Here is a 24120-nt window from a genome sequence, read left to right as displayed (position 1 = left end):
GCTACCGCCGCAGCTCGAACGTCGTCGCTCCCACCTTGACGGTGGCTCCGAGCGGGATAGGGGTCGGCACGGTCACTCTGGAGCCGTTGAGGAAGGTGCCGTTCGTCGAATCGAGATCTTGGATCATCCAGCGGCCGTTCCACTGCATGATTCGGGCGTGGTGGGTGGAGGTGTAGTCGTCGCGGATGATGATCGCCGAGTCGCTCGAGCGGCCGATGGTGATCTCGTCGTGGCCGAGTGGGAACTCCGCACCGGCCTTCGCGCCGCTCGTGATGACGAGACGGGTCGCGTTGTCGCTCGAGGCGAGCTCGCCGTTGGCGCCGCCGGATGCCGCGGCCGCGTGTGCGACCGGTGCAACCGCCGGCGAGGGGACAGGCGCCGCCGACACGGGTGAGCTGGGGAACGTGGACACCGATGCCGCGCCCGCAGCGGACGTCTCGGGCTGCAGCTTGCGCACCCGCTGCCCGAAGAGGTCGCTGCGCAGTGCATAGACGATCGCGAAGATGAACACCCAGAGCAACAGCAGGAAGCCGAGTTGGAGGACGAGAAGGGTCAGTTCACTCATTCGCCGGGCCCCCAGAACCCGCCCATGTCGTGACGTTCGGTGGCCGGGTCTGTGCGCGAGCCTGCGTCGCCGCCGGGAGAAGCCTGCGCGAGCACCCGGAACACGATGCGGGTGCGGCCGATCGTGATGACCGAGTCGGGTTCGAGGATTGCGTCTTTCAGGGGAGAGCCGTTGAGCTGACTGCCGTTCGTGGAGCCGAGGTCGCGCACGCGGGCGCGACTGCCGTCCCACTGCACCTCGGCGTGCCGACGTGACGCCCCAGAGTCATCGAGGGTGATGTCGGCCTCGCTGCCGCGGCCGATGACCGTGCGCCCCTTCAGGATCGGGTAGCGCTTGCCGTTCACGTCGAGCACCGGGGTCCAGGCGACCTGGCCCTTCACATTCTGCGAGTCGACCTGCACCATGCCCTCGGTGAGGCTGTCATCAGCGTGCAGCGCGATCGTGATGCCGCCCGCGAACTGGAAGCGCTGGCTCGCAGCGTGCTTCTGCACGAGGTCGACGAGTTCGTCGATGAGCGCCGGACCGAGGCCCGTCATGCGGGCGTAGTCGGCGGGTGCCATGCGCACGACGAAGCTGTTCGGTACGAGCACGCGGTCGCGTGAGACGACCGCAGCCTTCGTGTCGATCTCCCGTTTCAGGGCAGAAGTGATCTCGACGGGTTGCAGCCCCGAGCGAAAGGTCTTCGCGAACGCGCCGTTGACGGCTCGCTCGAGACCCTTCTCGAAGTTGTCCAGTAGGCCCACAGGTCTCCCGTTCCAGGTGTGCTACGACGCTGTCGTGACTGTGACATGGTAGCCCGAAGGGCTGTAAGACTCGCGAATCAATCGACCTGGATCGTCGAGTCGGCTTCGTCGACGTCGAGCGAGAGCGTCGGGATCGACGCCGTCAGCAGTGTGCCGTCTGCCCGACGCGAGCCGGTGACGTCGCGCATCGTCGGTGCCCCGTAGAGGCGCGGACCCTGCCCGTCGAGCGGCACCGAGACATCCGTACCGGCCGCCACGACCACGTCGACACCGCGAACCCGCACGCGTGCTTCGACCCCGTCCTCGACCGCGAACGAGATCGATTCAGGGTCGAGACGTACGCGCAGCCGCGTGCCGCGGAGCGTGATGCGGAATGTGAGGCCTTGCCACCCGTCGGGCAGGCGAGGGTCGAACGTGAAGATGCCGTTGTGGTCGCGGAACCCGCCGAAACCCGACACGAGCGCGCTCCACACACCGCCCGTCGAGGCGACGTGCACCCCGTCGGCCGCGTTGTGGTGCAGGTCGGCGAGGTCGACGAAGAGCGCCGATCGGAAGTAGCGCATCGCGAGTTCGTGGTACCCGACCTCGGCCGCGATGATCGACTGCACGATCGCCGACAGCGTCGAATCGCCAGTGGTCAGCGGGTCGTAGTACTCGAAGTTGGCCCGCTTCATCTCGGTGGAGAACCGGTCGCCCTGCAGGTAGAGCGCGAGCACCACGTCGGCCTGCTTCAACACCTGGAAGCGGTAGATGACGAGCGGGTGGTAGTGCAGGAGGAGCGGGCGGCGGTCTTCGGGAGTGTTCTCGAGATCCCAAAGTTCCTTCTGCAGGAACGCGCTGTCTTGCGGGTGGATGCCGAGCTGCTCGTCGTAGGGGATGTGCATGTGCGCGGCCGCGCGGCGCCAGCTCGCGACCTCGGCGGGCGTCACCCCGAGTCGCTCGACGAGGCGGTGGTAGGCCACAGGGTCGAGCACCTGCAGGTTGTCGACGGCGGATGCCGCGGCGGCGAGGTTCGTTCGCGCCATCACGTTCGTGTACAGGTTGTCGTTGACGACCGTCGTGTACTCGTCGGGGCCGGTGACGCCGTGGATGTGGAACACGTCGTCGGCGTTCGAGCGCCAGAAGCCGAGGTCTTCCCACATGCGGGCGGTCTCGACGAGGATGTCGATCGCCCCGCGACCTAAGAAGTCTTGATCGCCTGTCGCGGCGACGTACTGGCACAGCGCATAAGCGATGTCGGCGTCGATGTGGTACTGCGCGGTGCCGGCAGCGTAGTACGCGCTCGACTCCTGACCGTTGATCGTGCGCCACGGGAACAGCGCCCCCATCTGGTTCAGCTCCAGCGCGCGGGCGCGGGCGGGGTCGAGCATCCGTTGCCGGAATCGCAGCACGTTGCGCGCGACGATCGGCGCCGTGTAGGTGAGGTAAGGGAGGACGTAGACCTCGCTGTCCCAGAAGTAGTGGCCCCCGTAGCCGGAGCCCGAGACGCCCTTCGCGGCGACGCCGCCGCCATCGGTGCGCGCCGTCGCCTGCGCGAGCTGGAAGAGGTTCCAACGAGTCGCCTGCTGGATCGCTGCCTGGCCGGTGATCTCGACGTCGGAGCGGGCCCAGAAGTCGTCGAGCCACGCACGCTGCTGGGCGAAGAGCTCGCCCACGCCCACCTCTGCTGCGCGGTCGAGGGTGCGGTCGCTGCGATCGGCGAGCTCGCGCGCCGGCACCTTCCTGGCCGTGTGATAGCTGACCATCTTGGTGATGCGGATCGGCTGGCCCTGCTTGGCGCGCACCCGATAGATGTGCTTGGCGAGGTCGTCTTCGATGGAGCCCGACTCGGTGAAGGAGTTGTCGGTGGTGATCGAATGCTCGGCGGCGATCGCGATCGCCATGCCCGAGTTCGTCGTCTGGTAGCCGAGCAGGTATCGGCCCTCGGTGCGCCGCTTCACGCGGGGCTGCAGCACGCGTTCGTTGAACTGCTCGGCCTTGCGGGGATCGAAGCCGCCGCTGGTCTCGAGCACGCCCGAGCGGTACTCGTCGCGGCCGTCTTGACGGTTCAGGATCTGGCTCGAGATGGTCACCGCGGCATCCGAGTCGAGCATTTCGACCTCGTAGTCGATGACGGCGAGGTGACGGTCGGTGAAGCACACCATGCGCCGGCTCGTGATGAGCACGCGCTTGCCCGACGGGGTGCGCCAGACGATCGAGCGACTCAGCGCACCGAGGCGGAAGTCGAGCCGACGCTCATAGGAGAGGAGCTCGGCCTCGGTGAGCACGAGGGGCTCATCGTCGACGTAGAGGCGGATGACCTTGGCATCCGGCGCGTTCACGATTGTCTGACCCACGCGCGCGAACCCGAACGCCTCTTCGGCGTGCCGGATCGGCCACGTCTCGTGGAAGCCGTTCACGAAGGTGCCGTGCATGAAGCCGTCGCGGCCCTCCTCGACGTTGCCGCGCATGCCGAGGTAGCCGTTGCCGACGGCGAAGAGCGTCTCGGTGCGGCCCATGTCGGCCTCGCCGAAGTCGGTCTCGACAAGCGCCCACTCGTCGATCGGGAACCGGGTGCGGTTCAGTGGGTCGTGGTCGGCGAACCTCATTCGGGTTCCTCTCGGGGGGTGTTCGTTGGTCGGGTACCGCTCGCTGAGCCAGTCGAAGCGCGCGTGCCGGCGTGGCTCCCTTCGACGGGATCGGCGGGTGGCAGCAGGGGGATGAGCTCGTCGAGTTCGTCGACCACGATGTCGGCACCGAGTGCTTCGAGGGCCTCGCGGCCGACGCCGCGATCGACGCCGATGACGACGCCGAAGTCGCCCGAGGCACCGGCCTTCACCCCCGACTCGGCATCTTCGACGACCGCACAGGCCCTCGTCGGCAGGCCGAGCAGCTCTGCCGCGCGCTCGAAGGTGTCGGGGGCCGGCTTGCCGGGGATCCCGTCGCGCGCGGCGACCGCGCCGTCGACGACGACCTCGAAGCGATCGGCGAGCCCCGCCGCCGCCAGCACAGAGGGGGCGTTCTTCGAGCTCGAGACGACGGCCACGAGGCATCCGCTCGCCTGCACCGCGTCGAGGAAGGCCACGCTCGCCGGGTATGCGGCGACGCCCTCTTCGGCGAGCGTCTCGTTGAAGGCCTCGTTCTTTCGGTTGCCGAGGCCGTGCACGGTGTCTCTGGCGGGAGAGTCGGTCACTTCGCCTTCGGGCACGCGGATGCCGCGGCTCTCGAGCAGGCTGCGCACGCCGTCGTAGCGTGGCTTGCCGTCGATGTACGAGAAGTAGTCGGCCTCTTCATACGGCGCGGCGCCGTGCCGCTCGAGGAAGGGGGTGAACAAGCGCGCCCAAGCGTGCATGTGCACGGTCGCGGTCGGCGTCAGCACGCCGTCGAGGTCGAAGAGATAGCCGCGGATGTTGCTGAGCGCCCTTGCCGTGCGCGGGGCACGCTCGTCGTGGCTGGTGGGGGAGTGGGGGGTCTCGCTGGGCGAGCTCACGGGCGGTCCTTTCGTCGCGTCGGTCGGGGCACCGGAACCCGCTGCTCGATGCTATTCCCGGGTGGCTGGGGAACGCGAGGCGAGGCCGATACTCGGAGGAATCGCCAAGGGTCTGTTCGGGTGTGGTTGATCGTCGTACGGTCGGCTCGAATGGCTTTGCCGCCGGGGAGATGTTAGTCTCTCGTGGTTGGACGCACTGCGGTGCATCCATACGTGCGCGAGTGGCGGAATTGGCAGACGCGCTGGCTTCAGGTGCCAGTACTCGCAAGGGTGTGGGGGTTCAAGTCCCCCCTCGCGCACCAGCATGAGGGATTCACGAATCTCATCGATCGTTCACGAACTCGGTTCAAGAAGAAAGCCCCCGCGGTGGCGGGGGCTTTCTGTTGTTCGCGAGTGGTTCGGAGCGTCTATCGAAGGCGCCGGGGGTCAGTTTCGAACAGGGGCTCGGGGCTCGGCCAGCGCCGCTGACTCGGAGGGTGATTCCTCGGAAAACGCCGATGACTCGGAGAACGATCCCGGCATCGAGAACGATGCTGGCTCGACGAATGATTCCCGCTGGACGGCCGGTCGTGTCCAATCGGGCTCGACGACCGGGTCATCGACCGGCGGCGTTTCGTCGCCGATCGTGGCACCGGCGACCGGTTCGTGCTCGGCCTGAGGCAGGGTTCCGAGACGGTCGACCTGTTCGGTGAGGGCGTCGAGCACGGAGCGCAACTGGATCTGCGCGACCTTGGCGTAGGTACGCACGTACTCGATCTCGGGAAGGGCCGGCTTCTCCGACGTGGTCAGCCCCGCGGCCACATGCACCGCGCTGCGTTCTGCGCGCTCCAGAACCTCGCGGTACTGGTCGCGGGCCGTGATCACCAGATCGCGGGCGTACTGCTCAGCGTCGGCCACCGCGCGGTCTGCGATCAGCTGCGCCTGAGAGAGCAACCCGACGGCACCTGCAGCGATCTCCTGATGGAGATCGGTGCCGGCCTCCGCATGGAGCTTGGCGTTCTCAGCGCGCAGGTTCGTCAACTCCTCGTGGGCGCTGTCCGCGGCGGCCCGGACGGCGCCAACGGCTTCCGACGTCTTGCGTACGAACGCGTCGACCTCCACCCGGTCGTACCCGCCGCCGATGTGCTTGATGCCGAAGCGCACCTCGCTCGCCTCGGGCAGGCGGCCCACCGCGCTCGCCAGGGTTCCCTCGTGCTCCACGGCGGGAGGAGCGTCGGGAAAGTCGGGGTCGTCGGTCGTCATGGGCGTCATCAGCGGGTTCCCACTTGCTCTACGGCAGCCTGCGCCGGCTGCGGGTTCTGGGTGTGGTGATGCAATGCGTGGCTGTCTTCGTCGAGGGTAGCGAACTGCTCGAAGCGAATGTCGCTCGAGGGCAGGCCGGCGTTGCGCACACGCAACACCGCGTGCCGCACCATGTTGGGCGACCCGCACACGAGTGCGAGGTCACCGGGCCGGGCGGCGTCGGCAGCGACATCCCCCACCAGGCCCTTGGCGCCCGGGAAGCTCGGGTCGTCCGAGACCACCGGCGTATAGGTGAACCACGGGCGAACGCGCAGATCTTGGAGCAGCTTGTTCTCGTAGAGGTTCCACGGCACGCGCGCCCCATGGAACACATGCACCTGAGGAGCCTCGCCTGTCTCCTGCCAGCGCTGGTCGATGCGCTCCAGGTGAGCTCGGAGCGGCGCCAGGCCGACACCGCCGGCGATCATCAGCAGGTCGCGTCCGCGATCATTCTCCCCGAGCGTCAGCTCCTCACCGATCGGGGCACCGAGGCGCACGGTCTCTCCGACCGCGAGCGAGCCGATCATCGTGCCGCTCACCTGACCTCCGGGAACCATCTGGATGTGGAACTCGAGGGTGCCGTCGGCGCGTGGAGCGTTGGCGGGACTGAAATAGCGCCAGAGCCGAGGGCGGGAGGGGATCTCCATCGCCATCGACTGGCCCGGTTCGAAGGACAACGCAGGATCGGGAAGCACTTGGAACACCGCGATGTCGAGGCTTCGCCGATCGACTGAGAGCACCTGCCCGGCCCATGAGGCCGGACTCGTGCGCTCGGACTCCTCAGCCGCCTGGACCATCACCGTGGCGATGAGGCCATAGGCCGCCGCCCAGTCCGCGGCGAGCTCCTCGGTCCACAAATCTCCGAGGAAGTGCTTCAGCGTGGCGAGCAGGGAAGCACCGACCGCGTCGTAGTGCTGCGCCACGACCTGGAAGCGCCGGTGGTCGCGGCCGAGCTGCTGGATCAGCCCGGTGACCTCGTCGAGCTGGTCCACTCCCGACACGATGCGGCCCAGCGCGCCGACCAACCGGTCGCGCTGGGTCGCCATCGAGACCGGGAACATGCTCCGCACCTCGGGGTGAGAGAGGAACAGGTGGGAGTAGAAGTGCAGCGGGACTTCGTCACCGAGAGTCTCGGCGAGCGCCCACGTCTCTTTCAGCGCGGCAGTGTTCACCGAGTCAGCCTCGCGTCGAGGCCACCTCGACGATGTCCGACTCCGTTCCGCCGAGCGCAGCCCCCACCCGGCCGATGATCGCGGGCTCGACGCCGGCTTCGGTCAGCGCCGTCACCAGGTGGGCGACGACGACGGCGAAGTCGTCGGTCGAGATGCCCATGCCCTGGTGCGCCGCGCGCAGGTCGCGCCCCGAGTACTCGACCGGACCGCCCATGACCTGCGAGACCAGTGCGACCTGGTGGCGCTTGAGCCGGACCATCTCGACCCCCTCGAAATACGAGGCGAGCCGGTCGTCGGCCACCACCAGTTCGTAGAACCTGCCGACCACCGCGGTGATCGCCGGCGCGCCACCCACGGCCGCATAGTCGCTCTGCTCGAGTACATCAGACTGCTGGTCGCTGGGACTTGTCACGTTTCATCCGTTCGTTGGGGGAACACCTGGGTTCTCTTCCTAGCAGAACGCAGCCCCAGGGGGCTAGCTCAGAACGAAGCCCGCGTGCTCGCTCTCGCTGAGCGGGACCATCTTCGTTGAGGAGTAACTGAGCCGATCGTGCGCCAAGCTCCGGGGAGAAGCTCTCGCGAGCTCAATAGGTTGGACCCATCCTATTGCCGACGGTCGGTTGATCCGGCTCGCGCGCGGCATCCGCTGCGGCCGATGTCGGACATGGCGCCGGGGCTGAACGCATTCACCGTGACGCGCGCATATGGACCAGTCGCGCCATCTCGTAGCTGCAGTCGATGTTGCACAGTTTCGCGGTGCAGTACTGGGTCATGCGCCATACAATGTCTGCGAGATGCACCTCAAGGAGGCAATGGAATGGGCTAGGAACTGCGTGTGGTCGACCGGTCCGACGAGTTGGTGGTGGGCGCGGACTCGGTGGCGGCGCTCACAGTTGCGCGACCGCGTCGAAGGCCTCGTCGAGGAGGCTGGAATACGATCGACCACCGTCGGTGGCCCACGCCGACGTGGCGACGTAAAGGCACGCGAGACCGGACTGGGTGATGGCGTCGGCCCTGATGGTCGGGTGCTCCTTCTTCCCCGTGAGGCGACGGGCGATGATCGGCGCGAGCACGGCCGCCCATGCGGTGTGCCGTTCGATCGTCTTCGCTCGCAGGCCCGGGGTGCTCAGCGCCACACGGGTGGTTCGTCGCACGGCCTCGAGGTCGCCCACGGCGATGCGTTCGAGTGGCGCCAGCGCTGCCCGAAGCGCCGCCCACGGCGACTCGTCTTCCGGGCGCGACAGAAGTGCCTCTTCGATCAGACGCCCCATCGGCATGAGGTCGCCGATGACGAGGTCCTCCTTCGTCGCGAAGTAGCGGAAGAAGCTCCGCGGGGAGATTCCGACTGCGGCGGAGATCTCCTCGACGGTCGTCTCGTCGAATCCGCGCTCGTCCAGAAGGGCGACCGCGCGTTGAGTGATTTCCGCGCGAACCGCCTGTTTGCCGATTTCACGAAGATCGCCCCGGTCGGAAGCAGCAGCGGCGAGCACCGCGGATGCGCGCACAGTCGAGGCGGTCGCAGGGCAGTAGCCGCGGCATCCGACCGATCGATTGCACGACAACACTCAAGGACGACAACACTCAAGGAGGACTCCGTGAACACCGAACAGCAGGTCAGCCTCGAATCCGCGCGCGAGCGCGCGATGGAGGTGCGGGCGCTGTACGAGACGATCGAGCAGCGGCTCAATGGAAAGGTGTGGACACTGCACGAGCTCATGCTCGGCTTCAGCAATGACGTCGGCACGGTCGGGCGACTGATCCTCGCCCACGACGGCACGTGGGAGATCGACGGCGACGTCGATGCGCAGCTGCGGCACAAGCTCGCGGAATCCCTGTGGTGGGTGATCGTCATCGCCGAACGACTCGACATCGACATCACCGACGCCTATGCCGACACCATGGACCGGATCGAAGCCGGTCTCCGGCCGCACTAGACCAGGACGTCGGAGGGGCGGTCTTCGGCGTCGAAGCGGAAACGGCGGGCGACGACTGCGTCGAGGCCTGCAGGCCGCCCGTGGGCGCGGAGTCAGAAGGTGAGAAGAACCTTCGTGGCACGGCGCTCATCCATCGCCTTGTAGCCTTCGGCGGCCTCCTCGACCGGCAAAGTCAGGTCGAACACCTTTCCGGGGTCGATCTTGCGGTCCCAGATGAGCTGGATGAGGTCGGGGAGGTACTGGCGCACCGGGGCCGGCCCGCCGTGCAGGTGCACGCTGGCGAAGAAGAGGTTCAAGCCGTCCAATTCGACGCCATGAGAAACTCCGACGTCTCCGACGTAACCGCCGGGACGAGTGCTGTTGATCGCCTGCCACATCGACTCCTGCGTGCCGACGGCTTCAACGGTGCCGTGGCTACCGTAGCCGCCCGTGAGCTCCTTGACCTTTGCCGCACCCTCATCGCTGCGCTCTTCGATGATGTCCGTCGCGCCGAACGCGCGCCCCAGCGCTTGTCGTTCGGGGTGGCGGCTGAACAGGATAATCCGTTCGGCACCGAGCTGCTTGGCAGCGAGGACCGCCGAAAGCCCCACAGCACCATCGCCGACGACAGCGATGGTCTTTCCGGGTCCTGCTTCGGCGGCGACGGCCCCGTACCACCCGGTGCCGAGCACATCGGATGCCGCCATCAGCGACGGGATCAGGTCAGCATCGGGGTGACCAGGGGTGGCGACAAGAGTGCCGTCGGCCAGCGGGACACGTGCGAGCTCAGCCTGCGTGCCGATCGCGCCCATCATCACGTTGTGGATGCAACGGGATTGGTAGCCGGCCTGGCAGATCTCGCAGGTATTGTCCGAGGCGACGAACGACCCAACTACGAAATCGCCGATCTCCACATTCTTCACATCTGCGCCGATCTCTTCGACCACGCCGATGTACTCATGACCCATCGCCTGCGGCGTCGAGTAGAGAGGCTCCGCCCCGCGGTACGGCCACAAATCAGACCCACAAATACACGTCGCGGACAAGCGGATAATCGCATCCGTGGGTTCGATGATCATTGGGGCGTCGCGCTCTTCGAGCCGAACGTCTCCCGGCCCGTACATCATTACTCCACGCACAATGTGCTCCTTCGTTCCGGAAAGCTCCACTCCAGTAAAGGACCCAGACGCCGCGCGAGAAAGTCCCTCTCCGGCCGACCGCGCCACCGTACTGGTAAGAATGCCGTGAAGCGGCCGAGCCTGCAATGGATGCTCGCAGAGAATGGGAACGGTCCTGAACTCAACCCTGGATGGGTGCCGTGTACGCCATCTCGCCGACCGTTCGGCGCAACGCCGTGGAGTCGGAGTGTTCACGATTCGGATGCACCCGATTGGTCAGGAGCGCGACGACGAGATTCTCTTCGCGGTCCACGAGAAGCGACGTGCCGGTGAATCCGGTATGGCCCCTGCCGCCACTGCCCCGTTCGCTCATCCAGCTCTCCTGGCCGATGCGCAATCCGAGGCTCTGACCGAATCCGATCTCCTGTTCGATGCGCTCGGCCGCACTGCCGAGCATCGTCGGTAACTGGTCGTGCCACAGCCGGTCGAACGAGCGGGGGCTGAGCACCCCGGGCAGCCCGGCGAGCAGGGCGGAACCGAGCGCGGTCACGTCGCGCACCGGCGCGAACAGGCCGGCATTGCCGGACACCCCGCCGAGCGCGCGCGCGTTCTCGTCGTGGACGGTACCGCGCACCATGCCGCGCCCGATCTGCGGCATGTACTCCGTGGGCGCGCTGCGTGCGGCATCCGGGGCGAACGTCGTCTGCGTGAGCCCGAGCGGGTCGAGCACGTGCTCGCTCACGAGCCGCGCCCACGCCAGACCGGTCGCCGTCTCGGCGATGGCCATGGAGGTGATGTAGCCGAGGCACGAGTACTGCATGGAGGTGCCCGGCGCATACGAGAGCGGGAGCGACAGGATGTCGTCGAGCACGTCGGAGCGCTCCTGCTCGATCCAGCGCGCGTGATCGGTGCCCTCGTCGTGGACGCACCGACGCCAGGAGCGCGGCGAGATCGGATCCAGTCCAGATGTGTGGCTCAGCAGGTGGGCGAGCGTGACTTCCGCCTTGTCTCCAGACCCGTAGGTGGGGAGCCATTCGGCAACGCTCACGTCGAGATCGAGCAGACCCCGATCCACCAGGCTGAGCACAGTGATCGCCGTGAAAATCTTGGTGATCGAGGCGAGATCGTAGAGCGTGTCGTTGCCCACAGGCTCGCCGGCGGTCTGCGCGATCGGCTGTCCGCTGTCATCGAAGTTCGCTGCTCGACCGGTCGAGATCGTGATGGTCGGCGTGCCGGATCGAGTGATTTCGCACACTGCGCCCGGGGTGACTCCGCTATTCACGGCATCGTCGAGAACGTTCGTCAGTCGCGGGAGAACGGAAGCAGGGAACCGGTCGGTCATGTTGGCGGCTCCTCCTCCGACGTGGTCGAGTGTGTCACCTTACGCTGAGATGAGCAGCCCGGCCGGTACGCGGGAGAATGAGCGCGTTCAGCTTCGTCGGGCGGCCGGCAGCTGCGATTCGAACTGCTCCATCGTGCCGTCTGCGGGAGGCCCTGGCACTCCCTGCTTCGAACGGCGAGCGGAGCGCTCAGGCGTGATGCCGGCGCTCGAGCGCCGCCCCCTCGACGTCGACGTTCGGCATGATGCGGTCGAGCCAGCGCGGGATCCACCACGCCGAGCGGCCGAGCAGGTGCATGAGCGCCGGCATGAGGAGCATCCGAACCGCGAATGCGTCGACGAGCACGCCGAAGGCGAGGCCGAAGCCGATCGACCTGATCATGGTCGATTCCGAGAACACGAACCCGCCGAACACCGACACCATGATGAGGCCGGCGGCGATGACGACGGACCGACCGGCCCGGAACCCGCGGGCGACAGCCAGGCGAGCGGATGCCCCGTGCACGAAGGCTTCCCGCATGCCCGACGCGAGGAAGAGCTGGTAGTCCATCGCGAGGCCGAAGAGGACGCCCACGAGGATCACCGGCAGGAAGCTCAGGATCGGACCGGTGTGGATGCCGAGCGGCTCGGCGAGCCAGCCCCACTGGAAGACCGCGACCGTCGCGCCGTAGGTGGCGAACAGCGACAGGATGAAGCCGCCTGTCGCGATGAGCGGCACGAGGATCGAGCGGAACACGAGGATCATGATGAGCAGCGAGAGCCCGACGACGACCGCGAGGTAGGTCGGCAGCACGTCGGCGAGGTTCTCGGAGATGTCGATGTTGATCGCCGCCTGGCCGGCCACGCCGAGCGTGATGTCGCCGCCGATCGGCGGCAGCTCACGCAGCTCGCGCACGAGCTGCTCGGTGGAGGCGCTGTTCGGCCCCTCGGTGGGAACGACCTGGAACGCCGCGAGTCTGCCGTCGTCGGAGACCGCGATCGGGGCGACGGCGACGACGTCGTTCTGATCGGACAGGGTGCGCGCCACCTCGAGCTGGGCGCCGAGCAACTCGTCGTCGTCGAGGCCGGCGGGCAGGGCGGCGGTCACGAGGAGCGGGCCGTTCGCGCCGGCGCCGAACGCGGCTTCGGTCGTCATGAACGCGCGGTACGACGCGGAGTCGGCGGCTTCGGATGACCCGTCCGGCAGGCCCACGCGCATCGAGAGTGCCGGGATCGCGATCGTGAGGAGGGCCGCGGCGGTCGCGATGACGGTCACGATGGCCCGCCACGTCGGCATGGGCTTGGCCTTCGTGTCTTCGTGGTGCTCCTCGCCAACGCGTGCCCGGGCACGACGGCTGAGCACGCGTTCGCCGAGAAGCCCGAGGAGCGCAGGGGTGAGGCTGATCGCGATGAGTACGGCGACCGCCACGGCGATCGCGCCGACGGTTCCCATGAGGCCGAGGAACGGGACCCCGGTCACGTTCAGGGCGAGCAACGCCACGACGACCGTGGCGCCGGCGAAGACCACCGCGTTGCCGGCGGTGCCGTTCGCGAGGCCGATCGACTCGCGCACCTCGGCACCCTGCAGCAGTTGCTTGCGGTGCCGGTTGATGATGAAGAGCGAGTAGTCGATGCCCACCGCGAGGCCGAGCATCACACCGAGCATCGGGGTCACCGACGCCATCTGCACGACGCCCGAGAATGCGAGCGAGCCGAGGGCGGCGATCGCGACACCGACGAGGGCGGTGACGAGCGGAAGTGCGGCCGCGAGCACTGAACCGAGCATCACGAGCAGCACGATGGCGGCGAAGACCACGCCGACGATCTCGCCGATGCCGACGAGTTGCGGCACGCCCTGCGCGATGTCGGTGGAGAACGAGACCTCGACGCCGTCGATCGGCTCGGACTCGAAGTGGTCGATGACTGCCTGCTTCGACTCCTCGGGGAGCTCGAGCCGCGGCTCGGTGAAGGCGACGTTCACGAGCACGGTCGACTCGTCGTCGGAGATCACGCGAATACCGTCTGAGAGTTCGAGCAGCTCGGCGCCGACCTCGAGCTGCTCGGCGCCCGACTCCAGCTCGTCGCGAGATGCGTCGAGTTGCGCCTGCTGCTCGTCGAGCACGGCGAGCTGTTCGGCCGGCGCCCCTGCCGCGATGGCCTGCTGACGGGCGGCGTCGAGTTGCGTCTGCGCGGAGTCGAGCTGGGCGCGGCCGGCCTCGAGCTGCGCCCGGCCGTCGGTGAGCTCCTGTCGGCGGTCGGCCCGCTGCTGCTCGGTCTCGAAGGGGTCGATGACGTCTGCGACATCCGGCAGCTCATGGCCGTCTGCCACGAGCGCGCTGATCTGCTCGCGTTGTGCCTCGCTCAGCGCGCTGCCGTCGCTCGTCTCGAAGACCACGGTGCCGGACGCACCGGCGAAGTCGGGCAGCTGCTCCTGGAGCTCTTCGGTCACCGCGCCCGACGCAGTGCCGGGGATGTCGAAGCTCGTCGCGAGACCCTTGAACCCGACGGCGAAGCCGACGCCGGCGACGACGAGCACGAGCACCCATGCAGCGACGACCATCCACGCGCGCCGCGCCGAGAGCTTGCCCAAGCGATAGAGCAGTTCCGCCATCAGTCTGTCCTCCCGAAACCCCGAGGTACAACTCTACGCAACGGTCCGTCTCGTTGATAGCGAATAGGATGTGAGGATGTCCGAGCGGCGACGAGGCGCAGCGCGAAGCGAGTCCGCGCGCCTCGCGATCCTCGACGCGACTGCGCGGCTTTTCGCCGAGCGCGGGTACGACCACCTCTCGATGGAGGGCATCGCCGCCGCCGCCGGAGTCGGCAAGCAGACGATCTATCGCTGGTGGTCGTCGAAGGGCGCACTCGTCGCGGAGTGCCTCCTCGAAGGCATCCTGCTGCCGGATCGTTTCACCCCGGGTGACTCCGGAGATGTGCGGGGCGACCTCGTCGTCTGGCTCGACGACCTGAGCCGCTTCATCGCCGACCCCGGCAACGAGACCCTCCTCCGTTCCCTGCTCGCGGCGGCTTCGGAGCATGAAGAGGTCGGTCGACGCCTGTACGAGGGCCTCGGGGCAGGCTCGGCGCTCATCGTGCGACTCCAGTCGGCGATCGACAGCTCAGACCTTCCTGCCGCGGCGCCGATCCAGGAGATCGTCGAGGCCCTCGTCGGCGCGTTGATTCTGCGGATTCTCAGCCGCGCACCGCTCGATCCCGAGTCGCCTCGACGCCTCGTCGGCGCGGTGCTCGGATCGGTGGCGTCGCAGACGCAGCCGCAGCCGCCGACACCGTCGCGCGCCGCCCAGACGGAGCCTCGGGTACTGCGCGACCTCGTCTACATCGAGGTCGCCGGCCACCGACCGCTCGCGCTCGACTTGTACCTCCCTGTCGTCGGGCCTTCGGCGCCGCCGGTCATCCTGTTCGTGCACGGCGGCGGGTGGCAGAGCGGCAGCAGGCGCGAATTCGGCCCCCAGATCGAGAATGCGTTCGGTCGCATCGTCGCCGCGGGGTTCGCCGTGGCATCCGTCGACTACCGCCTGAGCGCCGAGGCGATCTTTCCCGCCCAGCTCGACGACGTCGCGGCGGCGCTCGAGTGGTTGCGGGCGAACGACGAACGCTTCGGCCTCGACGCGTCGCGCGTCGTGCTCTGGGGGGAGTCGGCGGGCGCTACGCTCGCGGCGCTCCTGGGGCTCCGATCGGATTCCGCGGTGCGCGGCGTCATCGACTGGTACGGGCCGACCGACTTCATCGAGCACGCCCGCGCCCTCGGTCGGGAGCACGACCCCGATTGCAGCGAGGCGAAGTGGATCGGAGCGACCGTCGCGGCGGACCCCGAACGCGCGGCGGCCGCGAGCCCGGCCCGGCAGGTGCGGCTCGGAGCCCCGCCCTTCCGCATCGTGAACGGAACGAACGACCGCTCGGTGCCCGTGTCACAGGCGGAGCTGCTCACCGACGCGCTGCTCTCGGCGGGCGCGGCGGCGGAGCTCGTGCTCGTCGAGAGCGCCGGGCATCGGTGGGAGGGCGCCGTCGACCGCGACGCCCTGCTCGAGGACGCCATCGACTTCGCGCGGCGCGTCACCGTCGGAGGGCACGGCGGGGTCGGTGCAGAGCGCGTGCTCTCAGTCGACGACGCGGATGCCGAGGTGACTTGCCCGTGAGGGCGAGTGCGACGTTCAGTCGACGACGCGGATGCCGAGGTGACTTGCGAAGAGCGACGCCAGCAGGGCGACCTGCATGCCGTCGATCGTCGCGCCCTTCAGGCCTTCGAGGCCGGTGATCGCGGCGAGGTCGAGTCCTCGGAGGTCGACATCACGGAGCCGTGCACCCGTCACGTCGAGCGCGCGCACCTCGGTCTGCTCGAAGGCGACGCGCTCGGCACGGACATTGCCGAGATCCAGCTCTTCGATGGTGCAGTCGGTGAACCGGATGTCGCGGATCTCGGCACCGCGGAGGTTCACGAAGCCGAGCTTGCAGCCGATGAAGCGCACCGACTGCCACGTGTTGTCGTAGAACTCGACGGAGCCGATGCGTGAGCTCGAGATGAGCACGTCGCGCAACGTCGCTCGAGGCGCCCGCAGCACCGGTGCCTCCAGGCGTTCGAACACGGTCTCGGTGAGCACCGCACCGCGAAGGTGAGCGTCGTGCGCGAACACGCCGGTGACCTCGCATTCGCTGAGGTTCACGCCGGTCAGGTCTCGTTCCGAGACATCGCCGCCGCGATAGCGCAGGCCCTCGACACGGTCGCCGGCGGCGAGCGTCTCGATGTCGGCCTCCGTCAGGTCGGTGAGCGTGATCTCGTCGATCCGCGGCGCAAGAGTGTGCGGGCGTGGGGGCATGGTGTCCTCTGGTGAGTGTCATCGAATCGAACAGATCGAGGCTACGGCCCGCCACCGACCGTGCCCCCTTCAGCCGCCGTCCTCCATGAAGCCGAGCTCGACCGCGGCATCCATCGGGGCTCCGAAAGTCGACGACTCGGTCAGAGGACCATGGGCCGGGCGCTCACGAAACGGTCCTTTCGTCCGCATCCGACATGCGGTTGAATTGCAACCACGCGACCGAAGTTCCGGCTGAGGCGAGAGCGCGCATCCGTCATGAACCGGTGGCGGGAGGCCGAACTGGCCACCCGAGGGAGGGCAAATGACGACGTCAGACGACCGCCTCACGCGAGTCGGGCCGCAGCTCACCGGCCTCGCAGTGGTGCTCTCATTCGCAGCGGGGGCGACAGATGCGTTCGCCTTCCTTCAGTTCGGCGGCATCTTCACGGCGAACATGACCGGCAACATGATCTTGGCGGGCTTGTTCGAACGGCCCGACTACGCGAATACCCTGGTCGGTGCGAGCGTCGCCCTGGTGTTCTTCGCCGCGGGCGTGTTCATCTCACTGCGGATCGCCCGGCCGGGTGCAACTCTTCGACGGGGGCTCCTGATCGTGCTGACGGCGACCGTGCTGGCCCAGGTCGTCGTGCTCGTCGGCTGGTTGCTCAACCCGCACCCGACGGAATTGCTCATTCTCGTGGCGCTCATCGCGCCTTCGGCGCTCGGAATGGCCGGACAGACTTCCGTGGCGCGACGCATCGAGCGCCGCTCCGGCGTGACGACGACCTTCATGACCGGCACACTGACGAGTGTCATGGCCGGCTTCGCCGACCGGAAGACGGAGGACAGAGGCATCCGCATCGGCGCCATCGTCGCGCTCGTGCTCGGCGCCGTGTGTGCTGCGTTGCTCATGAGCGTCGAGCCCGCGCTCGGTGCGGTCCTTCCGCTGCTTCCATCGGTCATCGGGTTGGTGCTGCTCGCGAAGTTGCCCATCCCGGTGCCGGGGCAGGACGGGGACATGAGGATGCCGCGGCGCGCGGCGTGACTCCAGGGCCGGCGCGGTGAGGCGCCGGCCCTGGGCGGACGACCCGGTGCTACTCCGTGCCGCGCAGGCCGAGCCGGCCGGTGCTGACCGCGGCGACCACGCCGCCGTCGACCAGCAGGTCGGTGCCCGTGATGAAGCTCGCGTCGGGCCCCAGCAGGAATGCCGCGGCATCCGCGATGTCGTACGGTGTGCCGACGCGGCCGGTGCCGGACGCGTCGATCATCGCTCGCATCTGCCCGCCCGATTCGCCGGCGAGCTCCTGCTGGCCCATCGGCGTCGAGATGACTCCCGGGCTGATGCTGTTGATGCGGGCGCCGCGCGCACCCCACCCGGTGCTGGCCGCGCGCACCCGCAGGTGATTGCCGTGCTTGGCGAGCGGATACGCCGCGGCGGCCTCGGTGACCGAGCCGAGCACCGGCAACGACAGGAGGGCGTCGGCCGGAGTCATCGCGAGAGCGTGCGACACCTCGGGCGGCAGCGGCGGCAGGAAGTGGCCCGCCATGCTCGCGATGACGACGCCGGCTCCGCCCGGTGCGATGACCCGCTCGAACTCGTCGAGCACGAGCGCGGTGCCGAGCAGGTCGACGGCGAGGATCGCATCGCGAGGCGCCTGCACGGGGGAGAGGCCCGCCGTGTGCACGACCTGCGTGACCGGCCCCAGTTCGGCTGCGGCGTTCGTGAGCCCGACGACCGATGCGCGCGACGACACGTCGACGCGGTGCGTCACCACGTCGAATCCGTCGCCGCGAAGTGCGTCGCCGACGCGGTCGAGCGCCGCTTCGCTGAAGTCGGCGAGCACGACCGTGCGCCCGGTGCCCTGGCGGCGGGCGATCGCCTCGCCCATGCCGCCGGCGCCGATGATGACGAGCACCTCGCGCGCGCCGACTGCTCCGTTCGCGCTCATGCCGCCGACCATCCGCCGTCGCTCGCGAGCACGACGCCGTTGATGTTCACGCCGTCGTCGCTGAGCAGGAAGGTGATGGATGCCGCGAGGGCTTCGGCCTCGGCGGCATCCGGAAGGATCGTCATCGCCAGCTGCACCCGCTCGGCGCCGAGCGGTGAGGCGAACTTCGCCTCGATGTTCGTGATGGTCGCACCGGGAGCGACCGCGTTCACGCGCAGGCCGCTCGGACCGTACATGAACGCCGTCGACTTCGTGAGGCCGACGACGGCGTGCTTTGAAGCGGTGTACGCCACGCCAGCGGCCGAGCCGCGGAGTGCGGCCTCGGAGGCGGTGTTCACGATCGAGCCGACGCCCTGCGCGACCATGACGGGCACGACGGCGCGCATGAGCTTCATTGTGCCGTCGACGTTGACCGAGAAGACGCGCTTCCAGACGGCGTCGGTGAGCTCGCCGATCGGCGTCATGTCGTCCATGATGCCGGCGATGTTCGCGAGGCCGTCGATGCGGTCGCCGGCGGCTTCGACGATGCGGGCGATGGCCGCGTCGTCGGTGATGTCGGCCACGAGGGTCACGACCTCGGCACCGGCGTGTTCGGCCGCGAACTCGTCGAGTCGCTCCTGCGACACGTCGACGCCGATGACCCGGCCGCCTTCGCGCGCGACGCGCGACGCGGTCGCACGGCCGATGCCCGAACCGGCGCCCGTGACGATGACGGTCTTGCCCGCGAAACGGCCCTGGTCGAGGCGTTCCACCCACACGGGCTGCTCGATGGGAGGTGCGGCTGGGGCCGCGTCGGTGGCGGCGTCGGATGCCTCGGCGCCGGCCGCTGCGGCAGCAGGTGCGCCCGGGGCATCCGTGGCCCCGGAGGCGCCGGCCGGAACGTCGCCGGCCGCCGCGCGCGCGACGAGCGTGTCGATCATCTCCTGGCTGAAGCTCCCCTTGCTGAGCTTGACCAGTCGCTTGATGGCGAGGCGCTGCACAGGGCGCATCACGTCGGGGTCCTGGCCGGCCTGGGCGAGCAGGTCGCGGACGATCGGGCCGCCGACCGGGTGCTCGAGCCAGGTCTTGATCGAGTCGTCGCCGGTGAGGGGCTTGGTGGTGCTCATGCGAGTGCTTCCTTCTGTATCTGTTGTTGTGGTGCTGCTGTCTGCTGCGGTGCTGCAGTGACAGTGTCGAGGTCGGTTGTCCCGGCAGCGTGTTTCGCGGCGAGGTATCCGAAGACTGCGGCCGGTCCGATGGTCGAACCTGGGCCGGGGTAGGTGCGGCCCATGACGGAGGCGGTCGTGTTGCCCGCCGCGTACAGACCGGCGATGGGGGCGCCGGACGCGTCGAGCACGCGCGCGTGTTCGTCGGTGAGCAGACCGCCTTTCGTGCCGAGGTCGCCCGGTACGAGCTTGACCGCCGTGAACGGCCCCTTCTCGATGGGGCCGAGATTGGGGTTGGGCTTGACCCGCGGGTCGCCGTAGTAGTTGTCGTAGACGGTGCGGCCGCGCCCGAAGTCGGCGTCGACGCCTCCGCGAGCGAGCCCGTTGAACCGGTCGACCGTTGCGCGGAACGTCGCCGTGTCGACGTGCATGAGCGCAGCGAGCTCTTCGAGGGTATCGGCCTTCAGCGAGACGCCGCCCTCTCGTATGGCCTTGCCGCCCATGAGCATCGCGGCGAACATGTACCGCTGACGGTGGCGGCGGTCGACGACGAGCCACGACGGGTTCGCGGGCGTCGTGCGGTTGCGCTCGAGCAGGTGGTGGCCGAAGTCGATGTAGCTCTCGGACTCGTTGAGGTACCGCGCCCCCGACTGGTCGACGACGATGCTGAACGGGTCGGAGCGCTCGTTGAGCACGAACAGCGGCTGCGCGCCCGGGATGGGCACTGATGCGCCCCACCATGCGTCGTCCATGAGGGCGAGCGCGCCGCCGGCCTTGGCGCCGGCCTCGATCGCGGTGCCGAGGTCGCCCTCTGCCGCCGAGCTGTAGCCGGGGATGCCGTGGTAACGCTCGCGCCACTCGCGGTTCATCGCGAAGCCGCCCGCGCCGAGGATGACGCCGCGCCGCGCACGCACCCGCAGCGGGCCGCTCGACGTCGACACGACGGCACCGATCACGCGGCCGTCACCGTCGTCGTCGCGCACGAGTTCGGTGACGGGTGAGTTCAGAAGCAACTCCGTGCCCTGGCCGCGAACGATGTCGCCGAGGCTCAGCATGAGGGCGCCGCCCATGCCGACGAGCATACGGCCGGTCAGGAGGCCGCCGAGGGTGCGGAACACGAATCGGGCGCCGCGGATGAACCCCGACGGCGTCGACCAGGCGCGCGACAACAGCCAGACATCGTCGGTCTTCATCGGTATGGGCACGGCGTCCTTGATGCGCGAGGTGCGCTTCCAGTCGCCGAGCCTGTTGGCGTTGAACGGCACGACCTCGATGGAACGGCCCACCTTGCCGCCCGCCCGATCGGGGTAGTAGTCGGGATAGTCCTTCGCGATCGTCCACCGCACGCCGAGCCGTTCGAGCAAGCCGAACACCACCGGCACGGCGTCGACGAACGCCTCGCGACGCTCCTGCGAGCTTGCGGGGCCGATGTCGGCCGAGTCGCCGATCGCGGACTGCAGGTAGGTGAGCGCTTCCTCGCGCGAGTCGGCGATGCCGTGCTGTCTCATGAGCGGATTGTTCGGCATCCAGAGCCCGCCGCCGCTGCGCATCGTCGTGCCGCCCCAGCGATCGGTGCTCTCGACGACGAGCGTCGACAGGCCGGCATCCGCTGCAGTGATGGCGGCCGTCATTCCGGCCGCACCGCTGCCGGCGACGAGTACGTCGACCTCACGGTCCCATGGTTGCGTCATGATTCCTCCTTATACCGGACATCGTTGTCCGGTAGTAAGGTAGCACTCGTGCCTGAACGTGAGAAGGGAACACCCGAGACTCGCAAGGCCAATCGCGGCCCGAGTGCCGGACCCGAGAATCGGCGCGCGATCATCGCCGCCGCGCGAGAGGTGTTCGCGAGCGATGGCCTGCAGGCCCCGTTCAACGCGATCGCGAAGCGCGCCGGCGTCGGCCAGGGCAGCCTCTACCGCCACTTCCCCGATCGGCTCGAACTCGCCGTCGCCGTCTTCGACGAGAACATCGACCAGCTCGAGGCATCCGTCGAGCCTGCCGAAGCGACCCTCGACGAGCTGCTCGACGCGATCATCGAGCAGGCGGTGGTCTCGACCGCGCTCATCGACGTGATCTGGCGCAACCAGCACGACGAGCGCGTGGCCCACCTCGGCGCACGGCTCGCCCGTGTCGTCGGCACCGTGCTCGACCGCGAGCGAGCAGCCGGACGCATCGGCGACCACGTCGTCATCGAAGACGTACTGCTCGCCGTCACGATGCTCGCCGATGTTCTCGCGCGAACGGATGCCTCGGAGCGTCAGCGCGTCGCGCAGCGGGCGTGGGCGCTCTTCCACGCGGCGTTCACGCCGCGCTGAGGCAGCGGCCCGCACGCGAGACCATCAGGCGATGACGGATGCCTCGGCGTCGGGGTGCTCCGCCGAGGCAGGTTCATCGTCGTGCCGCACACGACCACGACCGCCCGGTGGCGGCGGTGGCCGCCGCGGAGTAGAGGGCCGCTCCTGTCAGGAGCGTGAGGCACACTGGAGCGATGATCGCGGAGCATGCCCTCAGTTGGCGGCCGCGGCATCCGACCGACCTTCGCCAGACGATCGGGGTGCTGCGTCGCGGCGGCGGCGACCCGGCGTTCCACGTCGATGCGAGCGGTGCGGTGTGGCGCACAACCCGCACACGAGACGGCGATGCGGCCATGCGACTGACCCAGTCCGCCGCAGACGAGCTGCGGTGCGAGGCTTGGGGGCCCGGCGCCGGCCTTGCGGTCGAGCAGGCACCGGAACTGCTCGGCGACCGTGACGATCCGGCCGAATTCGAGCCCGGCCTGCGCCTGCTCGACGACGCGCACCGGTTGAATCCCGGCCTTCGCATCACGCGCACGGCGCAGGTTTTCGACGCGCTCGCGGCGACGATCCTCGAGCAGAAGGTCATCACGCTGCAGGCGCACGACTCGTGGCGGCGACTCGTGAACCGTTTCGGCACCGCGGCGCCGGGGCCGACGCCTCGGCCGATGCGGGTCGTGCCGTCTGCCGATGCATGGCGTGCGATCCCGAGCTGGGAGTGGCATCAGGCCGGTGTCGATCCCAAACGGGCGCGCACGCTGCAGAACGCCGCGGGATACGCGGCGAAGCTCGAAGCCGTCGTCGACATGAGCCCGGCGGATGCCGCAGCTCGCCTCACCCTCATGCCCGGCATCGGCCCGTGGACCGTCGCCGAGGTCGCTCAGCGTGCCCTCGGCGACGCCGACGCGCTCTCGGTGGGCGATTACCACCTCTCGAACTACGTCGGCCATGCGCTCGCGGGTCGCGACATGACCGATGACGAGATGCTCGAGACACTCGCCCCGTGGGCCGGTCATCGGTACCGGGTGGTGCGGTTGCTCGGCGCTGCCGGTGTTCGCGGCAGGCCACGGCGCGGGCCGCGCATGGCGTTCGTCGACCATCGCGCGATCTGATCGACGCTGCTCTCGCGGCCGCCTCGGTGCAGCTGTCGGCGCAGCTGTCGAGACGGTCGTCAACGCTGTGTTCGCCAAGATCATTCGAAGAAAATGTCGCGCTCACGCATAGGACACGCATAGGCTCGCCTCGTAACGTGCTCTGAGGCCGATCCGGTCGCAACCCCACCCCGAAGGACGTCATGACCGACAACACATCCGCCCGCACCAAGGTCAACGTGCCGCTGATCCTGCTCTGGGTCGTCGCCGTCGTGATCATCGCCGTGGGCGCCTGGCTCCTGGCCTCATCGAACGCCACACAGGTCGAGCTGTACACGACCCAGTCGGCCGACTACGCGGCGTACCTCGCTGCACAGTCGGGCACTACGATCGGCGGCCTGCTGCTCGCCGCCGGCGGCCTCGCCGTGGTCATCGCCCTCGCAGTGCACGCGATCAGCCTCGCGGCTGCGCGCCGCTCGGCGGCGGATGCCTCGGCGCTCGTGCTGGCCGACGATGCCGCGTTCGATGACGCCGACTTCGCCGCGACCGAGGTCGAAGACGTCGTGATCGTGGCCGACGGCGTGCAGACGACCGCGGAGCCGGTGGCCGCCGCGGCGCCCGAGGCGACTGCGGTTCCCGCCGCGGCGCCCGAGGCGACTGCGGTTCCCGCCGAGGAGCCCGTGGCCGACGAGACCGTCGCCCCCAAGAGCACCGAGAAGTAGCGCAACGACGAAGCGGGCCGGGCGAACCGCCCGGCCCGCTTCGTCGTGTCCGGTCGGAGTGTCAGCCGGCCGTGGCGTCAGCAGTTCGAAGCATCAGCCGGCCGAGCGCTCAGTGGCGACGATGTGCGCGTGGCCCCACTCGACGAGCGGTTGCAGCAGTTCGATCAGTTGCAGCCCGGCGGCGCTCGGGGTGTAGGTGATCGTGACCGGTGTGGTCGCGCGAACGTGCCGCTCGATGACGCCCTCGTCTTCGAGTTCTTTGAGCCTCGCGGCGAGCAGCCGGTCGGAGATGCCGGTGACGGCGCCGCGGTACTCCGAGAATCGACGCGCTCCGCGCACGCCGGCCAGCAGGATCGCCGCGTTCCACTTGCGTCCGGCGAACTCGACGGTGCCCTGGAACCGCCGGCATTCGGCCTCGTCGATATGGCCGAGCTCCTGCAGGCGCGCGCGGTGGCGGGTGAGGTCGTCCGATTCACTTACCATGAGTAAGTAGCTTACCCCTCTCGTGCGGTTCCGGCATCCA

22 protein-coding genes and 1 tRNA gene are annotated in these 24120 nt (G+C 68.6%); 7 read left to right on the top strand and 16 right to left on the bottom strand.

Going from position 1 to position 24120, the window contains the following annotated elements:
• Position 1: 1 nt before the first annotated feature.
• The 4 genes from AC1C2U_RS09930 to AC1C2U_RS09915 all read right to left on the bottom strand — a co-directional run bounded on the left by AC1C2U_RS09930 (position 2) and on the right by AC1C2U_RS09915 (position 4777).
• Entirely contained in the window at positions 2-565 is a 564-nt protein-coding gene (locus AC1C2U_RS09930) for an FHA domain-containing protein FhaB/FipA (protein WP_495361584.1), read from the bottom strand.
• A complete protein-coding gene (locus tag AC1C2U_RS09925; RefSeq protein ID WP_495361583.1) occupies positions 562-1308 on the bottom strand; it encodes an FHA domain-containing protein in 747 nt (248 codons plus the stop codon). The genes AC1C2U_RS09930 and AC1C2U_RS09925 overlap by 4 nt, the downstream gene beginning before the upstream one ends.
• Before the next feature lie 77 nt (positions 1309-1385).
• A complete protein-coding gene (locus tag AC1C2U_RS09920; RefSeq protein WP_495361582.1) occupies positions 1386-3896 on the bottom strand; it encodes a glycoside hydrolase family 65 protein in 2511 nt (836 codons plus the stop codon).
• Complete coding sequence (locus AC1C2U_RS09915; protein ID WP_495361581.1) at positions 3893-4777, bottom strand: HAD family hydrolase; 885 nt, start codon at positions 4775-4777, stop codon at positions 3893-3895. Before AC1C2U_RS09915 ends, AC1C2U_RS09920 begins: the two co-directional genes overlap by 4 nt.
• A gap of 215 nt (positions 4778-4992) precedes the next feature.
• Here AC1C2U_RS09915 and AC1C2U_RS09910 point away from each other — a divergent pair.
• Positions 4993-5079 (top strand) — tRNA-Leu (locus AC1C2U_RS09910).
• Positions 5080-5203: 124 nt separating this feature from the next.
• Here the strand turns inward: AC1C2U_RS09910 and AC1C2U_RS09905 are convergent.
• From AC1C2U_RS09905 to AC1C2U_RS09890, 4 genes are all read right to left on the bottom strand, one after another.
• Positions 5204-6028: a hypothetical protein gene (locus AC1C2U_RS09905; RefSeq protein WP_495361580.1), complete on the bottom strand. Its 825-nt coding sequence runs from the start codon at positions 6026-6028 to the stop codon at positions 5204-5206.
• Positions 6028-7230: a globin domain-containing protein gene (locus AC1C2U_RS09900; protein WP_495361579.1), complete on the bottom strand. Its 1203-nt coding sequence runs from the start codon at positions 7228-7230 to the stop codon at positions 6028-6030. The genes AC1C2U_RS09905 and AC1C2U_RS09900 overlap by 1 nt, the downstream gene beginning before the upstream one ends.
• Positions 7231-7234: 4 nt before the next feature.
• Positions 7235-7642, bottom strand: coding sequence for a group I truncated hemoglobin (locus AC1C2U_RS09895; protein ID WP_495361578.1), 408 nt, complete (start codon positions 7640-7642; stop codon positions 7235-7237).
• Positions 7643-8117: 475 nt separating this feature from the next.
• A complete protein-coding gene (locus AC1C2U_RS09890; protein WP_495361577.1) occupies positions 8118-8735 on the bottom strand; it encodes an acyl-CoA-like ligand-binding transcription factor in 618 nt (205 codons plus the stop codon).
• A 90-nt stretch (positions 8736-8825) separates the two neighbouring features.
• Here AC1C2U_RS09890 and AC1C2U_RS09885 point away from each other — a divergent pair, with 90 nt between their 5' ends.
• A complete protein-coding gene (locus AC1C2U_RS09885) occupies positions 8826-9164 on the top strand; it encodes a nucleoside triphosphate pyrophosphohydrolase family protein (RefSeq protein WP_495361576.1) in 339 nt (112 codons plus the stop codon).
• 92 nt (positions 9165-9256) lie between these two features.
• On the opposite strand, the gene AC1C2U_RS09880 is transcribed toward AC1C2U_RS09885, so the two are convergent.
• From AC1C2U_RS09880 to AC1C2U_RS09870, 3 genes are all read right to left on the bottom strand, one after another.
• On the bottom strand, positions 9257-10282 hold the full coding sequence (locus tag AC1C2U_RS09880; protein ID WP_495361976.1) for a zinc-dependent alcohol dehydrogenase family protein: 1026 nt from the start codon (positions 10280-10282) through the stop codon (positions 9257-9259).
• 160 nt (positions 10283-10442) lie between these two features.
• A complete protein-coding gene (locus AC1C2U_RS09875) occupies positions 10443-11603 on the bottom strand; it encodes a serine hydrolase domain-containing protein (protein ID WP_495361575.1) in 1161 nt (386 codons plus the stop codon).
• 187 nt (positions 11604-11790) lie between these two features.
• Positions 11791-14190: an MMPL family transporter gene (locus tag AC1C2U_RS09870; RefSeq protein WP_495361574.1), complete on the bottom strand. Its 2400-nt coding sequence runs from the start codon at positions 14188-14190 to the stop codon at positions 11791-11793.
• A 76-nt stretch (positions 14191-14266) separates the two neighbouring features.
• Here AC1C2U_RS09870 and AC1C2U_RS09865 point away from each other — a divergent pair, with 76 nt between their 5' ends.
• Complete coding sequence (locus tag AC1C2U_RS09865) at positions 14267-15736, top strand: alpha/beta hydrolase fold domain-containing protein (protein ID WP_495361573.1); 1470 nt, start codon at positions 14267-14269, stop codon at positions 15734-15736.
• Between the two features lie 15 nt (positions 15737-15751).
• Here the strand turns inward: AC1C2U_RS09865 and AC1C2U_RS09860 are convergent, their stop codons facing one another.
• Positions 15752-16414: a pentapeptide repeat-containing protein gene (locus AC1C2U_RS09860; RefSeq protein WP_495361572.1), complete on the bottom strand. Its 663-nt coding sequence runs from the start codon at positions 16412-16414 to the stop codon at positions 15752-15754.
• 301 nt (positions 16415-16715) lie between these two features.
• On the opposite strand from AC1C2U_RS09860, the gene AC1C2U_RS09855 reads away from it, so the two are divergent.
• Positions 16716-17438 (top strand): YoaK family protein, encoded by a 723-nt coding sequence (locus tag AC1C2U_RS09855; protein WP_495361571.1) that lies wholly within the window; start codon positions 16716-16718, stop codon positions 17436-17438.
• Between the two features lie 49 nt (positions 17439-17487).
• Here AC1C2U_RS09855 and AC1C2U_RS09850 read toward each other — a convergent pair whose 3' ends face one another.
• From AC1C2U_RS09850 to AC1C2U_RS09840, 3 genes are read right to left on the bottom strand one after another with little or no spacing between them, the layout of a single operon-like run.
• Entirely contained in the window at positions 17488-18342 is an 855-nt protein-coding gene (locus AC1C2U_RS09850) for an SDR family oxidoreductase (protein ID WP_495361570.1), read from the bottom strand.
• Entirely contained in the window at positions 18339-19448 is a 1110-nt protein-coding gene (locus AC1C2U_RS09845; RefSeq protein ID WP_495361569.1) for an SDR family NAD(P)-dependent oxidoreductase, read from the bottom strand. Before AC1C2U_RS09845 ends, AC1C2U_RS09850 begins: the two co-directional genes overlap by 4 nt.
• Positions 19445-21178 (bottom strand): FAD-binding protein, encoded by a 1734-nt coding sequence (locus tag AC1C2U_RS09840; RefSeq protein WP_495361568.1) that lies wholly within the window; start codon positions 21176-21178, stop codon positions 19445-19447. Before AC1C2U_RS09840 ends, AC1C2U_RS09845 begins: the two co-directional genes overlap by 4 nt.
• Positions 21179-21226: 48 nt before the next feature.
• Here AC1C2U_RS09840 and AC1C2U_RS09835 point away from each other — a divergent pair, with 48 nt between their 5' ends.
• From AC1C2U_RS09835 to AC1C2U_RS09825, 3 genes are all read left to right on the top strand, one after another.
• Positions 21227-21805, top strand: a complete 579-nt coding sequence (locus AC1C2U_RS09835) for a TetR family transcriptional regulator (RefSeq protein ID WP_495361567.1) — start codon at positions 21227-21229, stop codon at positions 21803-21805.
• A 173-nt stretch (positions 21806-21978) separates the two neighbouring features.
• Complete coding sequence (locus tag AC1C2U_RS09830) at positions 21979-22896, top strand: DNA-3-methyladenine glycosylase family protein (protein ID WP_495361566.1); 918 nt, start codon at positions 21979-21981, stop codon at positions 22894-22896.
• Between the two features lie 182 nt (positions 22897-23078).
• Complete coding sequence (locus AC1C2U_RS09825) at positions 23079-23597, top strand: hypothetical protein (RefSeq protein ID WP_495361565.1); 519 nt, start codon at positions 23079-23081, stop codon at positions 23595-23597.
• A 93-nt stretch (positions 23598-23690) separates the two neighbouring features.
• Here the strand turns inward: AC1C2U_RS09825 and AC1C2U_RS09820 are convergent, their stop codons facing one another.
• Complete coding sequence (locus AC1C2U_RS09820) at positions 23691-24080, bottom strand: winged helix-turn-helix transcriptional regulator (protein WP_495361564.1); 390 nt, start codon at positions 24078-24080, stop codon at positions 23691-23693.
• Between the last annotated feature and the right edge of the window lie 40 nt (positions 24081-24120).

Source organism: Agromyces sp. Y575, from assembly GCF_059445445.1.
Note: the sequence above shows the minus strand (reverse complement) of the source record. Positions and strands in the feature narration are given on the sequence as shown.

What these genes read in the sequence shown, in the direction of transcription:
- AC1C2U_RS09830 (WP_495361566.1), top strand. Translation starts at nt 21,979, where the DNA reads ATGATCGCGGAGCATGCCCTCAGTTGGCGGCCGCGGCATCCGACCGAC.
- AC1C2U_RS09870 (WP_495361574.1), bottom strand. Translation starts at nt 14,190, where the DNA reads ATGGCGGAACTGCTCTATCGCTTGGGCAAGCTCTCGGCGCGGCGCGCG.
- AC1C2U_RS09850 (WP_495361570.1), bottom strand. Translation starts at nt 18,342, where the DNA reads ATGAGCGCGAACGGAGCAGTCGGCGCGCGCGAGGTGCTCGTCATCATC.
- AC1C2U_RS09845 (WP_495361569.1), bottom strand. Translation starts at nt 19,448, where the DNA reads ATGAGCACCACCAAGCCCCTCACCGGCGACGACTCGATCAAGACCTGG.
- AC1C2U_RS09855 (WP_495361571.1), top strand. Translation starts at nt 16,716, where the DNA reads ATGACGACGTCAGACGACCGCCTCACGCGAGTCGGGCCGCAGCTCACC.
- AC1C2U_RS09930 (WP_495361584.1), bottom strand. Translation starts at nt 565, where the DNA reads ATGAGTGAACTGACCCTTCTCGTCCTCCAACTCGGCTTCCTGCTGTTG.
- AC1C2U_RS09860 (WP_495361572.1), bottom strand. Translation starts at nt 16,414, where the DNA reads ATGCCCCCACGCCCGCACACTCTTGCGCCGCGGATCGACGAGATCACG.
- AC1C2U_RS09865 (WP_495361573.1), top strand. Translation starts at nt 14,267, where the DNA reads ATGTCCGAGCGGCGACGAGGCGCAGCGCGAAGCGAGTCCGCGCGCCTC.
- AC1C2U_RS09920 (WP_495361582.1), bottom strand. Translation starts at nt 3,896, where the DNA reads ATGAGGTTCGCCGACCACGACCCACTGAACCGCACCCGGTTCCCGATC.
- AC1C2U_RS09820 (WP_495361564.1), bottom strand. Translation starts at nt 24,080, where the DNA reads ATGGTAAGTGAATCGGACGACCTCACCCGCCACCGCGCGCGCCTGCAG.
- AC1C2U_RS09905 (WP_495361580.1), bottom strand. Translation starts at nt 6,028, where the DNA reads ATGACGCCCATGACGACCGACGACCCCGACTTTCCCGACGCTCCTCCC.
- AC1C2U_RS09825 (WP_495361565.1), top strand. Translation starts at nt 23,079, where the DNA reads ATGACCGACAACACATCCGCCCGCACCAAGGTCAACGTGCCGCTGATC.
- AC1C2U_RS09875 (WP_495361575.1), bottom strand. Translation starts at nt 11,603, where the DNA reads ATGACCGACCGGTTCCCTGCTTCCGTTCTCCCGCGACTGACGAACGTT.
- AC1C2U_RS09840 (WP_495361568.1), bottom strand. Translation starts at nt 21,178, where the DNA reads ATGACGCAACCATGGGACCGTGAGGTCGACGTACTCGTCGCCGGCAGC.